Origin of the sequence: Microbacterium sp. NPDC088619 (assembly GCF_044752825.1) — a bacterium.
GTDB lineage: Bacteria > Actinomycetota > Actinomycetes > Actinomycetales > Microbacteriaceae > Microbacterium.
The window spans coordinates 467262-482920 of record NZ_JBIVLZ010000001.1 but is presented as its reverse complement, the minus strand read 5'-3'; the positions used below and the strand labels follow the sequence as shown (position 1 = coordinate 482920).

At 68.9% G+C, this 15659-nt stretch carries 13 protein-coding genes; all 13 read right to left on the bottom strand.

The annotated features are described in order from the left end of the window. Complete coding sequence (locus ACIP5T_RS02455) at positions 1-1386, bottom strand: RsmB/NOP family class I SAM-dependent RNA methyltransferase (protein ID WP_400860309.1); 1386 nt, start codon at positions 1384-1386, stop codon at positions 1-3. A 167-nt stretch (positions 1387-1553) separates the two neighbouring features. Continuing rightward, positions 1554-2474, bottom strand: coding sequence for a methionyl-tRNA formyltransferase (gene fmt / locus ACIP5T_RS02450; RefSeq protein ID WP_400860307.1), 921 nt, complete (start codon positions 2472-2474; stop codon positions 1554-1556). Between the two features lie 59 nt (positions 2475-2533). Next, complete coding sequence (locus tag ACIP5T_RS02445; RefSeq protein ID WP_400860305.1) at positions 2534-4492, bottom strand: primosomal protein N'; 1959 nt, start codon at positions 4490-4492, stop codon at positions 2534-2536. A 29-nt stretch (positions 4493-4521) separates the two neighbouring features. Then, positions 4522-5715 (bottom strand): methionine adenosyltransferase, encoded by a 1194-nt coding sequence (metK, locus tag ACIP5T_RS02440; protein ID WP_400860303.1) that lies wholly within the window; start codon positions 5713-5715, stop codon positions 4522-4524. Between the two features lie 93 nt (positions 5716-5808). After that, a complete protein-coding gene (gene rpoZ, locus ACIP5T_RS02435) occupies positions 5809-6066 on the bottom strand; it encodes a DNA-directed RNA polymerase subunit omega (protein WP_042536631.1) in 258 nt (85 codons plus the stop codon). 65 nt (positions 6067-6131) lie between these two features. Further along, positions 6132-7040, bottom strand: a complete 909-nt coding sequence (gmk, locus tag ACIP5T_RS02430) for a guanylate kinase (protein ID WP_400860302.1) — start codon at positions 7038-7040, stop codon at positions 6132-6134. Beyond that, complete coding sequence (pyrF, locus tag ACIP5T_RS02425; protein WP_400860300.1) at positions 7033-7878, bottom strand: orotidine-5'-phosphate decarboxylase; 846 nt, start codon at positions 7876-7878, stop codon at positions 7033-7035. The genes gmk and pyrF overlap by 8 nt, the downstream gene beginning before the upstream one ends. Next, positions 7875-11162 (bottom strand): carbamoyl-phosphate synthase large subunit, encoded by a 3288-nt coding sequence (gene carB / locus ACIP5T_RS02420; protein ID WP_400860297.1) that lies wholly within the window; start codon positions 11160-11162, stop codon positions 7875-7877. The genes pyrF and carB overlap by 4 nt, the downstream gene beginning before the upstream one ends. Then, a complete protein-coding gene (gene carA / locus ACIP5T_RS02415; RefSeq protein WP_400860294.1) occupies positions 11162-12307 on the bottom strand; it encodes a glutamine-hydrolyzing carbamoyl-phosphate synthase small subunit in 1146 nt (381 codons plus the stop codon). The genes carB and carA overlap by 1 nt, the downstream gene beginning before the upstream one ends. After that, a complete protein-coding gene (locus ACIP5T_RS02410) occupies positions 12304-12831 on the bottom strand; it encodes a hypothetical protein (RefSeq protein ID WP_400860292.1) in 528 nt (175 codons plus the stop codon). Before ACIP5T_RS02410 ends, carA begins: the two co-directional genes overlap by 4 nt. Continuing rightward, positions 12828-14132, bottom strand: a complete 1305-nt coding sequence (locus ACIP5T_RS02405; protein ID WP_400860290.1) for a dihydroorotase — start codon at positions 14130-14132, stop codon at positions 12828-12830. Before ACIP5T_RS02405 ends, ACIP5T_RS02410 begins: the two co-directional genes overlap by 4 nt. Continuing rightward, positions 14129-15094: an aspartate carbamoyltransferase catalytic subunit gene (locus ACIP5T_RS02400; protein ID WP_400860288.1), complete on the bottom strand. Its 966-nt coding sequence runs from the start codon at positions 15092-15094 to the stop codon at positions 14129-14131. Before ACIP5T_RS02400 ends, ACIP5T_RS02405 begins: the two co-directional genes overlap by 4 nt. After that, positions 15091-15621, bottom strand: a complete 531-nt coding sequence (gene pyrR, locus ACIP5T_RS02395; RefSeq protein ID WP_400860286.1) for a bifunctional pyr operon transcriptional regulator/uracil phosphoribosyltransferase PyrR — start codon at positions 15619-15621, stop codon at positions 15091-15093. Before pyrR ends, ACIP5T_RS02400 begins: the two co-directional genes overlap by 4 nt. Between the last annotated feature and the right edge of the window lie 38 nt (positions 15622-15659).

The following is a 15659-nucleotide window of genomic DNA, read 5'->3' as shown; positions in this document are numbered from 1 at the left end:
CTAGTCTCTCTCTTCGGAGTTCGCGTCGCCCTGCTCGGTGCCCCTGCGCTGGAGAAGCGCCAGGAACATGGCATCCGTGCCGTGACGATGCGGCCACAGCTGCACCCGACCGGAACCGTCGTCGCCGAGGTCGATCGGCGAGTCGGAGATGCTCCGGAGCACGGCACGCGCGTCGATCTCGCCGAAGTCGGAGCGGCCACGGAGCACCTCTTGGACGACGCCCGTCGTCTCGGCGAGATGCGGCGAGCAGGTCACGTACGCGACGATCCCGCCAGGCGCGAGTGCGTCGAGCGCGGAGCTCAGGAGTTCGACCTGCAGCGGCACGAGCTCTGCGACGTCGGCAGGGGTCTTTCGCCAACGCGCCTCCGGCCGCCGTCTGAGGGCACCGAGGCCGGTGCAGGGCGCATCCACGAGGATGCGATCGAAGGCACCGGGGTGGGTGGCACCGAACGAGCGCCCGTCCTCCTCGTGCACCACGACCTCGCCCGGCACGGCACGCAGCGCGTTGCGCACGAGACGTGCGCGTGTCGGGATGACCTCGTTGGCCTCGAGCGTGACGTCGTGCTCGCGGGCGACAGCGGCGAGCAGCGCGGTCTTGCCGCCAGGACCGGCGCACAGATCGAGCCAGCGCTCGCCAGACGCGATCGGGGCGGCCGCCGTCAGCGCGAGCGCCACCAGCTGAGAGCCCTCGTCCTGAACGCGAACAGTGCCGCCGGTCGCGGCGATCACACGATGCGGGTCGCCGCCCGGCGATCCGTAGGCCGTCGGCGCATACGGTCGCCGGGGCTCACCCGGCTCGGCGAGTCCGGGGAGGGCGACCAGCGTCACCTCCGGCGAGGCGTTGTCGGCGTCGAGGAGGTCGTCGAGTTCGTCGGCGCGTCCCTCGGCCGCGAGAGCACGCCGCAGCGCTCTGATGACCCAGACGGGGTGCGCGGAGCGCAGTGCCAGACGCTCGTCATCGGACCGCGCCGAGCTCTCGATGCGCTCCTCCCACTCCCCCGGAGTCTCGCGGGAGATCCGGCGCAGCACGGCGTTCGCGAAGCTCGATGCGCCTCGGCCCTGAGTCGAGGCGACCAGGTTCACGGACTCGTTCACAGCTGCGTGGGAGGCGACCCGTGTGGCGAGCAGCTGATGGGTGGCCAGACGCAGTGCGTCGAGCACGCCGGGGTCGATCTCCTCCGCCGGCCGATCGGCGGCCGCGGCGATGATCGCATCGTAGGTGCCACGACGGCGAAGCGTTCCGTACGCGAGCTCCGTCGCGAGCGCGGCGTCCTGCGGGTCGAGGCGCGCCTCGGCGATCGCCGGAGGCAGGATCAGGTTGGCGTAGGCATCCGACTCGGACACCGCACGAAGCACGTCGTACGCGACACGACGCGCGGGCTGCACCGTGCGCTGCGCCCCGCGAGACTGGTCGCCGCGCTGGCCCTGAGACTGACCATCCCGCGCGTGACCTCCCCGAGTCTGACCGCCTCGCTGCCCTTGCGGTCGCCCCTGCGACCTGCTCTGCGAACCGCCCGGACGGCCGTCGCGACGCTTCGCGTCTTCCTGGCCGCTCATGCTCCGGCTCGCAGACCGTCGGTGTCGCGTTGACCGCGCCACCAGTCGACCGCGTTCATCGCACCCTTGCCTGCCGGCTGCACACGAGTGACCGCCAGGGGGGTTGAGCCCGTGCCGATGAGGAGCGACGACTTCGTCGCCGTGATCTCCCCCGGTTCGAGCGGGACGACGTCGCTCGACGGTGCTGCCTCGAGGATCTTCAGGCGGAGCCCGTCGACGGACGTGTGCGCCCCGGGCTCGGGAGTGACGCCCCGGAAGCGCGCGAACACCTGCGCGAGGGGCTGGCTCCAGTCGAGCAGTCCGTCGTCGAGAGTCAGCTTCGGTGCCAGGGTCGGCTCTCCGTGCTGAGGCACCGCTCGTGCTGTGCCGTCGACGATGGCCTGCACGACCTCTGCCGTCAGCTGCGCCCCATCGATGGCGAGGGTCTCGAGCGCCGCGTCGGCCGTCGCCCCTGCGGCCACGTCGACGACGCGAGTGGCGAAGACATCGCCCGCGTCGAGGGCGGGGACGAGCTGGAAGACGCTTGCTCCGAGCTCGGCATCGCCGGCGATCAGCGCGCGCTGCACGGGGGCAGCGCCCCGCCACTGGGGCAGGAGCGAGAAGTGCAGGTTGATCCATCCTCTGGTCGGGGTCGAGAGCAGCGGCTCTCGCACGAGTCCGCCGTACGCGACGATCACGCCGAGCTCGACCTCCAGCGCGGCGATGGCCTCTGTCGCCTCGTCGTTGAGACGCGCAGCCTTGATGATCGGCAGGCCGAGGTCCATCGCAGCCTGAGCGACCGGCGACGGCGTCAGAACCTTCTTGCGGCCCAGGGGCGCATCAGGTCGCGTGACCACAGCCGCGATGTCGTGCTCGGCCGCGAGGCGGAGGAGGGTGGGGACTGCTGCCGATGGTGTGCCGGCGAAGACGAGACGCATGAAGGTGCTCCGGAGGGATGCTGTGTGTGGATCGGGGAGATCGGATCGGTGCGGACTGATCAGAGCTCTGGGTCGAGGATATCGAGCCGAACCGAGAGCGTGCTCCTAGTCGACTTGCCCTTGCCCCGACGATTGCTGACGGCTTCGGCGACGACGACTGCTCGCAGCGCCGCCGCGACCTTCGATCCGGCGCCGTACTCGAATCGCACGAGCGCGCGCACGCGCGGCGGATAATCGTCGGACTCGATGGGCACAGGGCCCAGGACCGCATCGGACGGCAGCGCGAGCTCCTGCAGCGCTGCCAGCGCACGGCCGACCGCCGCAGCGGACCCTTCGACGAGGGCGACGCGCGCGGCCGGCGGCATGTGCAGCGGGGCGCGCTCGGCGAGCTCGGCGCGTGCGTAACCGGACTGGTTCCATGTCGCGAGCGCTCGGGCGATCGTGCCGTCGACTCCGACGAGGTGGATGGGCGCCCCCGGCGCTGCGAGTGCGGCCGCGTTCGACCACCACCGCAGGCAGGACTCGCCGATGCGCAGATCGGGGGCCTGGAGCATCCGCGGGCCGTCGAGCAGCACCACCGCGCGGTAGCCCCCTTCTGCGAGCGGCTCGGCACCGCGCGTCGCGACCACCAGAGCCGGTTTGTCCGCGACGTGCTCGACCGGGTGCGCGCTGTCTGCGACGATCACGCGGACCCCGGGGAACGCCTTTCCCAGCTCATCGGCGGTCCGCTCGCTTCCCGAGGAGGCCAGACGCAGCTTGGTCGATGAGCACGTCGGGCAGGCCCAGGCTCGCGCGCCCCTGCCGCACCAGGCACAGACCGGCACCGCACCACGATGCTTGGCCCCCAGAGGCCCGCCGCAGTGCGCGCATCTGGCGGGCGCGCGGCACTCGGCGCACACGAGGGACGGCGCGAAACCCGGGCGCGAGACCTGAACGAGCACCGGCCCCTCGGCTGCGGCGTTTCGCGCCGACAGGAACGCCGACGACGGCATCCGCTGTGCGGTCGGCGCGTCCATCTCTTGCGGGGTGCTCAGGATCACCCTCGGCATCACACGCCGCGCGGCTCGCACGTCCTGCAGATAGCCGTGCGCGACGAGGCGCTCGACGTCTGTCGTGCGGGTGTGACCGACGAACAGCAGCGCGGAGTCCTCCTGCTCCTGACGGAGCAGCGCCGCGTCGCGCGCGTTGATGTAAGGGGCGAGCGGCTCACCGAGCAGCGGATCGCCGTCGTCCCACACCGCGACGAGCCCGGCACGCACCGGGGCGTACACGGCAGAGCGGTTGCCGACCACGATGCACGGCGCATCCTCGAGAGATCTGAGGAAGGAGCGGTATCGATCGGGGTTCGTCTGTCGCGAGTCGTGTCGCACGACGGCCTCGGGCGGGACGAGCGCCCCGAGCGCAGCGAGCAGCAGATCGAGGTCTCGATGATCCGGCACGATCAGGATGCTGGAGCGTCCGGCGGCGAGCATCCGCGTCGCGGTCGAGGAGAGCAGAGCGGCCCAGCCCGGCTCGCCCTCATGCTGCATCGGGATGGCCTCCACCGCAGCCCTGCCCGCGTTCTCGAGAACCTCCTCGAGGTGGTCGTACGAGGCGAGGAGCGAGGCGGCGGAGGCGACGGCGTCCTCGGTCGGCACTGGCGCCGGCGCGTCAGCGGTCCAGGCCTTCTCGACCCGCACCTGGCGCTTGGGGATGACGAGACGCAGCACATCCGACGCCGACCCGGCCGCGCGGTCGGCTGCACGACGAGCCAACCGGTACGTGCGTTCGGGGAGCACGGGAACCTGCGAGACGACGCTCTCGACCTCGGAGAGGGGCCTGTCGGCGTCGTCCTCCGTGTCGATCTCGACCACATACCCGTCGATCATGCGGCCGGCTGTGCGAAGCGGCACTCGCACGCGCACCCCGACCGGCACGTCCCCGAGCTCAGTCGGGAGCGCGTAGTCGAAGAGCCGATCGAGCTGAGGAAGCGGCGAGTCGAGCAGAACGCGCGCGATACGACGGCTCTGTGTCGTCATGAGCGGATCGCCATCAGGCCTTCGCTCCGTCAGAGGCCAGCAGCGCGTCGCAGCTCGTCAGCGCGGTCGGTGCGCTCCCAGGTGAACTCGGGCAGCTCGCGACCGAAATGCCCGTAGGCGGCGGTCTGGGCGTAGATCGGGCGCAGCAGATCGAGGTGCTCGATGATCGCCTGCGGACGGAGATCGAAGACCTCGTCGATCGCGCGGGTGATCGCCTCGTCCGACACCTTGCCGGTGCCGAAGGTCTCGACGTAGAGACCCACCGGGCGTGCGACGCCGATCGCGTACGCCACCTGGACCTCGAGCCGGTCGGCGAGTCCAGCCGCGACCGCGTTCTTGGCCACCCATCGAGTCGCATAGGCACCCGAACGGTCGACCTTCGACGGATCCTTGCCGCTGAACGCGCCGCCACCGTGACGTGCCGCTCCCCCGTAGGTGTCGATGATGATCTTGCGTCCGGTAAGACCCGCATCGCCCTTGGGCCCACCGGTGACGAAGGGACCCGCAGGGTTGATGTAGTAGGTGATGTCGTCGAGATCGAGTCCCGTGGTCTCGAGGATCGGGTCGATGACGTGCTCGCGTACCTGCGCCTGGAGCTCGTCCTGAGAGATCTCGGGGTGATGCTGGGTCGAGAGCACGATCGCGTCGACGGTCTTGGGCGTGAGGCCGTCGTACCCGAGCGTGACCTGGGTCTTGCCGTCGGGGCGGAGGAACGGCAGCGCGCCGGAGCGGCGGACCTCGGCGAGACGCTCCGCGATGCGGTGTGCGGTCCACGCCGCCATCGGCATCAACTGGGGCGTCTCGTTCGTGGCGAACCCGAACATGATGCCCTGGTCGCCGGCCCCGAGTCCGTCGAGCGGATCGACCGACGAGCCGTCGCGGTGCTCCTGGGCGTTGTCGACTCCGTGGGCGATGTCTGTCGACTGCTCGCCGACGGAGATGCTCACGCCGCACGAGTCTCCGTCGAAGCCGGTGTCGCTCGACGTGTAGCCGATGCGGTTGACGACCTGTCGGACGATCGTCGGGATGTCGACGTACGCCTCGGTGCGGATCTCGCCGGCGACATGCACGAGGCCGGTGGTCACCAGCGTCTCGACCGCGACCCGCGAACCGGGGTCTTTCGCGATGAGGCCATCGAGGATGCTGTCGGAGATCTGGTCGCAGATCTTGTCCGGGTGTCCTTCGGTGACGGACTCGGACGTGAACAGACGCAGCGCGCTCATCAGGGCTCCAGAACGGAATCGGACAGCAGGAAGGGGGTGGCTCCCATGATGGACCGCACCGCCGACATCAGTCGGCGGTGCGGTCATCGGACGTCACTCGGCGTGACGGAGGCGGAGCTTGTCCTCGTTGATCTCGTGCAGAGCGATGGTCAGCGGCTTGTCCTCGACGGAGGAGTCGACGAGCGGACCGACGTTGTCGAACAGGTTGCCCTCGTGGAGGTCGGAGTAGTAGTCGTTGATCTGACGGGCGCGCTTGGCCGCGTAGATCACGAGTTCGTACTTCGAGTCGACACGGTCGAGCAGGTTGTCGATGGGGGGATCGATGATTCCGTTTGTGTGGTGTCCGGCCATGGTGGGACCTCCTGATCAGGCGACGGGATCGTCGCGAAGACGGTGCAGCGGGCGCGCGAAGACGCTCAGCGCGCAGAGCTCGAAGACAATTCTACGACCTCCGCGGCCGCTGCGGCGACGTCCTCGTTCACGATGAGGTGGTCGAACTCGTTCTGCGCGGCCAATTCGACCTTCGCAGTGCGCAGTCTGCGAGCACGTTCCTCGGCGCCTTCGGTGCCTCGACCGACCAGTCTCTGAACCAGTTCGTCCCAGGTCGGCGGCAGCAAGAAGATGAGTGTCGCCGCCGGCTCGGCCTTGCGCACCTGGCGGGCACCCTGCAGGTCGATCTCGAGCAGCACGGTCTTGCCCGCGGCCAGCGCGGCATCGATCGGCGCCCGGGGAGTGCCGTATCGCGACTTGTTGTGCACGACCGCGTATTCGAGGAGCTCGTCCTCGGCGATCAGCCGATCGAACTCGGCATCGTCGACGAAGTAGTAGTGCACGCCGTCGATCTCGCCCGGTCGCGGCGCACGGGTCGTCGCCGAGACCGAGAGGTGGATCTCGGGGTTGTTCTCGCGGATATGGGCTGCGACCGTCCCCTTGCCCACTGCGGTCGGGCCGGCGAGCACGAGCAGCCGGCTCCGTGCGCCGCGTGGCTGCAGGCGAGGGAAGCGCGAGTCGAGCCACTGCGACAGCGCCGCCCGCTGCCGGACTCCGAGACCCCCCAGTCGTTTGACCGGCGAGATGTGCAGCTCGGCGAGGATCCGGTCTCGCTTGCCCGCTCCGATCGCGGGGAGAGCGAGCAGGAAGTCCGTGATGCGCATCGAGCCCTCGACCGAGTCGGGATCGGCGGTCGCCCGCTCGAGCACCGACTGCGGGGTCACGACGCGCGTCGTCATATCGCGCTTGAGGGATGCACGGGCACGGCGTCGCTCGACCGCCTTGCGTGCGGCGGCAGCACGGTCGACCTCGGGGACGGGACGGGACTCAGCCACGGCCGGCCTCCCTATACTCTGCGACGCGAGCGTCGATGGCGGCGGCGAGACCGGCGGGTCCGGCCGAGAGGATGCTGCGGCTCTCGCTCGCGATGACCGCGGGGCTCATCGAGCCGAACCGACGGTGCAGGTCTGCCGGAGTCGCACCCTGGGCGCCGAAACCGGGGGCGAGGATGGGCGCCATCGGCGCGAACGCGGCGATGCCGGCATCCGTCCAGTCGACCGTCGCTCCGATGACGAAACCGAGGCTCCCCCACTCGCCCGCGTCCGTGTGCTCGGCGTTGCGGGCCGAGACGACCGAGATGATGTCCGCGGACACCGCACGGCCGGTCTCCGAGACCGAGCGCTGCAGCGTCTGCGCCTCGGGGTTGCTCGTGGCGGCGAGCACGAAGAGACCCTTGTCATGCTCATCGGCGAGGGCGAACGCGCCGTCGAGCGCGCCGACCCCGAGGAACGGGTTCACAGTCAAGGCATCGGCTTCGAGCGGAGAGCCAGGGGTGAGCCACGCCGCGGCATAGGCATCCATGGTCGAGCCGATGTCCCCGCGCTTCGCGTCGGCGATGACGATGAGCCCGGCCTCCCGTGCAGCCGCCAGCACCTCTTCGAGCGCTGCGAATCCCGCGGAGCCGAAGCGCTCGAAGAACGACACCTGCGGCTTCACGATCGCGGCACGGCCGACGGAGGCATCGACTGTGCGGAGGCCGAATTCGCGGACGCCGGACGCGTCGTCGCCGAGCCCCCACGACGCGAGCAGCGCCGCATGCGGGTCGATTCCCACGCACAGCGGGCCGTGCTGCGCCACGGCGGCACGGACCCGTTCGCCGAAGCGTGCGCTCACACCGCAGCCTTCCGGTCGAGTGCGTACTCCTGCAGGCTCTTCACCTGGAAGCCCTCGTGCGCCGCATCCATGCCGCTCACCGCGGCGCCGAGCACCGCCATCGTGGTGAACAGCGCCTTGTCTGCGGCGACGGCCGCAGCGCGGATCTCGTATCCGTCTGCGCGCGCCGCGCCACCCGAAGGCGTGTTCACGACGATGTCGATCGACCCGTCGTTGATGAGATCGACGATATTGGTCGCTCCCGACTCCTGGGTCTCGCTGTACTTCTCGACCACCGTCACCGCGATGCCGTTGCGCGAGAGGATCTCGGCGGTGCCCTCTGTGGCCACGATCGTGAAACCGAGCTGCTGCAGGCGGTGCGCCGGCAGGATCACCGCGCGCTTGTCGGAGTCGGCCACCGAGATGAACACGGTGCCGGAGGTCGGCATCCCGCCGTATGCGGCAGCCTGGCTCTTGGCGAACGCGGTCGGGAAGTCGCGGTCGATGCCCATGACCTCGCCGGTCGAGCGCATCTCCGGTCCGAGGATCGAGTCGACCGTCTTGCCGTCTGCGGTGCGGAAACGCTTGAAGGGCAGCACAGCCTCCTTGACCGAGACAGGGGCATCGAGAGGCACGCGCGAGCCGTCCTGCTGTGGCAGCATGCCCTCGGCGCGGAGCTCGGCGATCGTCGAGCCCACCATGATGCGGCTCGCCGCCTTGGCCATCGGGATGCCCAGAGCCTTCGAGACGAACGGCACCGTGCGGCTCGCGCGCGGGTTCGCCTCGATGACGTAGAGCACGCCGGCGCTGATCGCGAACTGCACATTCAGCAGTCCGCGGACGCCGACGCCCTTGGCGATCGCGAGGGTCGCCTCGCGCACGCGGTCGATGTCGGTGCGGCCCAGCGAGACGGGCGGCAGGGTGCAGCTGGAGTCGCCGGAGTGGATGCCGGCCTCCTCGAGGTGCTCCATCACGCCGCCGATGTACAGGTCGGTGCCGTCGTAGAGCGCGTCGACGTCGAGCTCGATCGCATCGTCGAGGAACCGGTCGACGAGCAGGGGCTTGCCCTCCTCGATGATGACCTCCCCCGCCGTGCGCACGAAGTACTCGCGCAGCGACTCGGCGCTGTACACGATCTCCATGCCCCGGCCGCCGAGCACGAAGCTCGGACGCACGAGCACGGGGTAGCCGATCTCGTCGGCCACGGCCACCGCGCCGTCGGCGTTCACAGCGGTGCCGTGACGCGGTGCGATGAGCCCGGCCGAGTCGAGCAGCTGCGAGAACAGCTCGCGCTCCTCGGCGATGTCGATGGCCTCGGGGCTCGTGCCGAGCACCTTGTAGCCAGCGGCCTCGATGCCCTTGGCGAGGCCCAGCGGCGTCTGGCCGCCGAGCTGGCAGACGACGCCGAGGATGGTGCCGCTGGCGGCTTCCGCGTCGAGCACCTCGAGCACGTCCTCGAGCGTGAGCGGCTCGAAGTAGAGCCGATCCGACGTGTCGTAGTCGGTGGACACCGTCTCAGGGTTGCAGTTGACCATGATGGTCTCGAAGCCGGCGTCCGACAGCGCGAACGACGCGTGTACGCACGAGTAGTCGAACTCGACGCCCTGGCCGATGCGGTTGGGACCCGAACCGATGATCACGACCTTGGTGCGATCGGACGGCGTGACCTCGGTCTCGAAGTCGTAGCTCGAGTAGTGATACGGCGTGAGGGCCGGGAACTCGCCGGCGCAGGTGTCGACCGTCTTGAAAACGGGGCGGATGCCGAATCCGTGGCGCACGCCGCGGATCTCGGCCTCGTCGTCGCCCCGGAGCTGCCCGATCTGCACGTCGGAGAAGCCGTGCTCCTTGGCGTAGCGGAGCGTGGCCGCGTCGAGCTCGGGCGCCGTGCGCACGGTCTCGGCGACCTCGTTGATCAGCACGATCTGGTCGATGAACCACGGGTCGATCGCGGTCGCCTCGAACGCCTGCTCGACCGTCGCTCCCTTGCGCAGCGCCTGCTGCAGGGTGACGATGCGGCCGTCGGTCGGGATCTTCGAGATCTCGAGCAGCTCGGCCGCCGAGCGGTTCTCCTCGCCCCAGTGGAAGCTCGAGCCCCGCTTCTCGAGCGAGCGCAGAGCCTTCTGCAGCGCGGTCGCGTAGTTCCGACCGATCGCCATGGCCTCGCCGACCGACTTCATGGTGGTCGTCAGCGTCGCGTCGGCGGCCGGGAACTTCTCGAACGCGAACCGCGGCACCTTGACGACGACGTAGTCGAGCGTGGGCTCGAAGCTCGCGGGAGTGACACCGGTGATGTCGTTGGGGATCTCGTCGAGGCGGTAGCCGAGAGCGAGCTTCGCCGCGAGCTTGGCGATCGGGAACCCGGTGGCCTTCGAGGCGAGGGCGCTCGAACGTGAGACGCGCGGGTTCATCTCGATCACGATGATGCGACCGTTGCTGGGGTCGACGGCGAACTGGATGTTGCATCCGCCGGTGTCGACGCCGACGGCGCGGATGATGTCGATGCCGATGTCACGGAGCTTCTGGTACTCGCGGTCGGTCAGCGTCAGCGCCGGGGCGACCGTGATCGAGTCGCCCGTGTGCACGCCGACGGGGTCGACGTTCTCGATCGAGCAGACGACCACCGTGTTGTCGGCGGTGTCCCGCATGAGCTCGAGCTCGTATTCCTTCCAGCCGAGGATGGACTCCTCCAGGAGCACCTCGGTGGTCGGCGAGTCCCGGAGCCCCGCGCCACCGATGCGGCGCAGGTCCTCCTCGTCGTAGGCGAAGCCGGAGCCGAGGCCGCCCATGGTGAACGACGGACGGACGACGAGCGGGTAGCCGAGCTCAGCTGCGCCCTCGAGCAGATCGTCCATGGTGTGCGCGATGATGCTGCGCGCCACGTCTGCGCCGGCATCCAGCACCAGCTGCTTGAAGATCTGGCGGTCCTCGCCCTTGTTGATGGCCTCGAAGCTCGCACCGATCAGCTCGACGTCGTACTTCTCGAGGATGCCGTGGTTGTGCAGCTCGATCGCGGCGTTGAGCGCGGTCTGACCGCCGAGGGTCGGCAGGATGGCATCCGGACGCTCCTTGGCGATGATGGTCTCGATGACCTGCCACGTGATCGGCTCGATGTACGTCGCGTCGGCGAAGTCGGGGTCGGTCATGATCGTCGCCGGGTTGGAGTTGACCAGGATGACCCTGACGCCCTCTTCGCGGAGGACGCGGCACGCCTGGGTGCCGGAGTAGTCGAACTCGCAGGCCTGACCGATGACGATCGGGCCGGAGCCGATGACGAGAACGGAGTTGATGTCGTCGCGCTTGGGCATTACTTGGCGTCCTTCTTGCTGGCGATGACCATGTCACGGAACCGGTCGAAGAGGTAGTTGGCGTCGTGGGGGCCTGCGGCCGCCTCCGGGTGGTACTGCACCGAGAATGCGGGGATGTCGAGGGCGCGGAGGCCTTCCACCACGTTGTCGTTCAATCCGACGTGGCTGACCTCGACCTTGCCGTAGCCGTGCGGGCTGTCGAAGGAGCCCTCGAGCGGGGCGTCCACCGCGAAGCCGTGGTTGTGCGCGGTGATCTCGACCCGACCGGTCGACTTGTCGAGCACGGGCTGGTTGATGCCGCGGTGACCGAACGGCAGCTTGTAGGTGCCGAGGCCCAGCGCGCGACCGAGCAGCTGGTTGCCGAAGCAGATGCCGAAGAACGGGAGGCCGTCGTCGAGGACCGCACGGAGCAGCTCGACGTGATCGCCGGACGCTGCGGGGTCGCCGGGTCCGTTCGAGTAGAAGACCGCGACCGGATCGATCGAGCGAATGTCGTCGATCGTGACGTTCTGGGGCAGCACGTGCACCTCGAAGCCGCGGGCCGCGAGGTTGTCGATCGTGGCCTGCTTGACGCCGAGATCGAGGACCGCCAGGTTGCCGACCCTCTCGCCCATGGCCGTCGTCACCGTGGCGACGTCGACGGACACCTGCGCCGAGAGGTTCTGACCGGCCATCTGCGGCGCCTCGCGCACGAGGCGCAGCTGCTCCTCGGCGTCGATCTTCGCGGCGTCGCCCGAGAACACGCCCCCGCGCATCGAGCCGGCCGAGCGGATGTGTCGGGTGATCGACCGGGTGTCGATGCCGCTGATGCCGACGATTCCGTCGCGCTCGAGGATCTCGTCGAGCGAGGCGTTGGCTCGCCAGTTCGAGACGACGCGCGAGGGGTCGCGGACGATGTAGCCGGCCACCCAGATGCGACGGGACTCGGGGTCCTCGTCGTTCATGCCGGTGTTGCCGATGTGCGGGGCCGTCTGCAGGACGATCTGACCTGCGTACGAGGGATCGGTGAGCGTCTCCTGGTAGCCGGACATGCCGGTGGCGAAGACGACCTCGCCGAAGGTGGTGCCACGCGCGCCGTATGCACGGCCCGTGTGGCGGGTCCCGTCTTCGAGGACGAGGACGGCGGGTTCGGGGAGGGCTGTCATGACGTTGCTCCTGTGTCGGGGGCGGCGGTGTCGTCCGTGGCCGGGACGAGACGCTGCAGTTCAGAGATGAAGTTCTGGGGGTCACCGTCGGTGAGGCGCAGGTACGAGTCGACGATCGTGTCGTCGTCTGCGCTCCAGGCGACGCGGACGAGCCCGCCGGGTTCCACGACGCGATCGATCGTCACCGTCGCACGGTCGACGCTCGCGAGCCGTGCGGAGGCGATGAAGACTGTCGGCGCGCCGTCGAGGCAGAGTGCGAGCCCGCGATCCGTGACGGCGACCTCTCCCCTGGCACGGTAGGCGAGCGGATGCAGGGTCAGCCGTTCGAGAGGCTGTCCGTGCTTGGTCGTCGAGACGTAGAGCACCTCGTGACGGTCGATCACCTCGGCGTGCTCCGGCACACCGAGAGGTGCCGCGAGACCCGAGTCGCGTCGGAGTCGTCGTCGCCATGCGGTGAACATCACGACGAGCACGAGGGCCGCCACGGCGATCGTGATCGCGATGGCGATGTCGCGTGCGCTCATGCGTTCAGCTCCTCGACGACATCCGCGCAGTCGACCGTCAGAATTCCGCGATGCACCGTGAACTCGACGCGACCGGGAAGATCGCGGCCGAGGTACGGCGAGTTCACGCTGCGGCCGTGCAGGTCCGCCTCGGTGAAGACACCCGCGACCGAAGGGTCGTAGAGCGTGATCTGGGCGGGAGCACCTGCTTCCAGAGGCAGCCCGTGGCCCGAGAGCCGTCCGATCCGTGCGGGCGCGGCACTCATCACGCGAGCGACGTCCTCCCAGCCGATCAGGCCGGTCTGCACCATGGACTGGTGCACGACGCGCAGCGCGCTCTCGAGTCCGACCATGCCGTTAGCGGCAGCCTGCCACTCGCACGACTTGTGCTCGCTCGGATGCGGTGCGTGATCGGTCGCGACGATGTCGATGGTGCCGTCTGCGAGTCCTTCACGCACCGCGAGCACGTCCTCTTCACGACGCAGCGGCGGATTGACCTTGAAGCGCGCGTCGTAGCCGCGCACGAGTTCATCGGTGAGCAGCAGATGATGCGGGGTGACCTCGGCCGTGACGTCGATGCCCCGCTTCTTGGCCCAGCGGATGATGTCGACGGAGCCTGCTGTCGAAAGGTGGCAGACATGCAGACGCGAGCCCACGTGCTCGGCGAGGAGCACATCGCGGGCGATGATCGATTCCTCGGCGACCGCGGGCCATCCGGCGAGTCCGAGTTCGGCCGAGACGGTGCCCTCGTTCATCTGGGCACCCTCGGTGAGGCGGGGATCCTGTGCATGCTGCGCGATGACTCCGCCGAAGGACTTCACGTACTCGAGAGCACGCCGCATGATGAGCGGGTCGAAGACGCAGAAGCCGTCGTCGCTGAAGACGCGGACGCGAGCGCGCGACGTCGCCATCGCTCCGAGCTCGGCGAGTCGTTCGCCCTTCTGCCCGACGGTGACGGCGCCGATGGGCTGCACCGTCGCGTACCCGGCGGCTTCACCGAGAGCGAGCTCCTGCTCCACCACGCCGGCGGTGTCAGCCACCGGTGAGGTGTTCGGCATCGCGAAGACTGCCGTGAAGCCGCCTGACGCGGCCGCCCTGGTGCCGGTGAGGATCGTCTCGGACGCTTCGTAACCGGGCTCGCGCAGATGGGTGTGCAGATCCACGAGTCCGGGAAGGGCGACCAGGCCGTCGGCGTCGATGACTCGCGCGCCCGCACGGCTCAGCCCGGTGCCGATCTCGGCGATCAGACCGTTCTCCACGATGATGTCGGCGCGCTCGGCACCGAGAAGCTGTGCGCCGGTGATGACGAGGGTCTCGCTCACTGGTCTCCCCCTCGTTCGTCGTCTCGTTCTCCTGCAAGGAGCAGGTACAGCACCGCCATGCGGATGGACACTCCGTTCGTCACCTGTTCCAGCACGGTCGAGCGCGGGGAATCGGCGGCTTCGGAGGAGATCTCCAACCCTCGGTTCATGGGTCCGGGGTGCATGACAATGCTACCGTCCGGAAGTCCGGCCACACGCAGTGCGTCAAGACCCCATCGCCTGGAATATTCCCGCTCAGTGGGGAAATATGCGGCGTTCATGCGCTCGAGCTGGATGCGGAGCATCATCACGGCATCCGGCCCGTCTGCCAGAGCCTGGTCGAGGTCGTAGACGACCCTCGCAGGCCAGAGGGAGACGTTCTGCGGCACCAGGGTGGGCGGAGCGACCAGAGTGACCTCGGCGCCGAGCGTGGCGAGCAGCCAGACGTTCGACCGCGCGACTCGCGAGTGCAGCACGTCGCCGACGATCACGACCCGGATGCCGGCGAGATCGCGACCTCGGCTGTCCGCTCCGAAGCGACGCTTGCGGATCGTGAACGCGTCGAGCAGCGCCTGGGTCGGGTGCTCGTGTGTGCCGTCGCCTGCGTTGACCACTCCGGCGGAGATCCATCCGCTGGTGGCGAGGGTCTGCGGCGCACCTGACGCGGGATGGCGGATGACGACCGCATCCGCGCCCATCGCCTGCAGCGTCTGGGCGGTGTCCTTGAGGCTCTCTCCCTTGGAGACGCTGGATCCCTTGGCCGCGAAGTTGATCACGTCGGCCGACAGCCGCTTCGCCGCGGCCTCGAAGGAGATGCGGGTTCGCGTCGAGTCTTCGAAGAAGAGATTGACGACGGTCTTGCCGCGAAGGGTCGGGAGCTTCTTGACCTCGCGCGACTGCGTGTCGGACATGTCCTCGGCGACATCGAGGATGCGCAGAGCGGTCTCGCGATCGAGGGTGCGGGTATCGAGGAGGTGTCTCATGCTTCGATCGTCACCTCCTCGGCGCCATCGTGCTCGGCCAGCCGCACGTTGACTCGCTCCTGCCGGGAGGACGGGATGTTCTTGCCGACGAAATCAGGGCGGATCGGCAGCTCGCGATGGCCCCGATCGACGAGGATCGCGAGGCGGACGATCGACGGGCGCCCGATCGACTGCAGCGCATCGAGTGCGGCACGGATGCTGCGCCCGGAGAAGAGCACGTCGTCCACGAGGACGACGGTCTTGCCGTCGATGCCACCGGCGGGGATGTCGGTCGGACGAGGAGACCGCGTCGGCTGGGTGGCGAGATCGTCGCGGAAGAGCGTGACATCGAGGGCTCCCACCGGAACGGTGGTCTGCGCGATCTCGCCGATCACGGCGGACAGGCGATGTGCGAGAGTGACTCCGCGGGTCGGAATGCCCAGCAGGACGAGGTTCTCGGCCCCTCGATTGGATTCGAGGATCTCATGTGCGATGCGGGTCAGTGCCCGCGAGATATCGGCTTCATGCAGCACGGTTCGTGCACTCATCGGCCGCTCCCTTCTCCGCCTCACAGGACGGTGTTAAA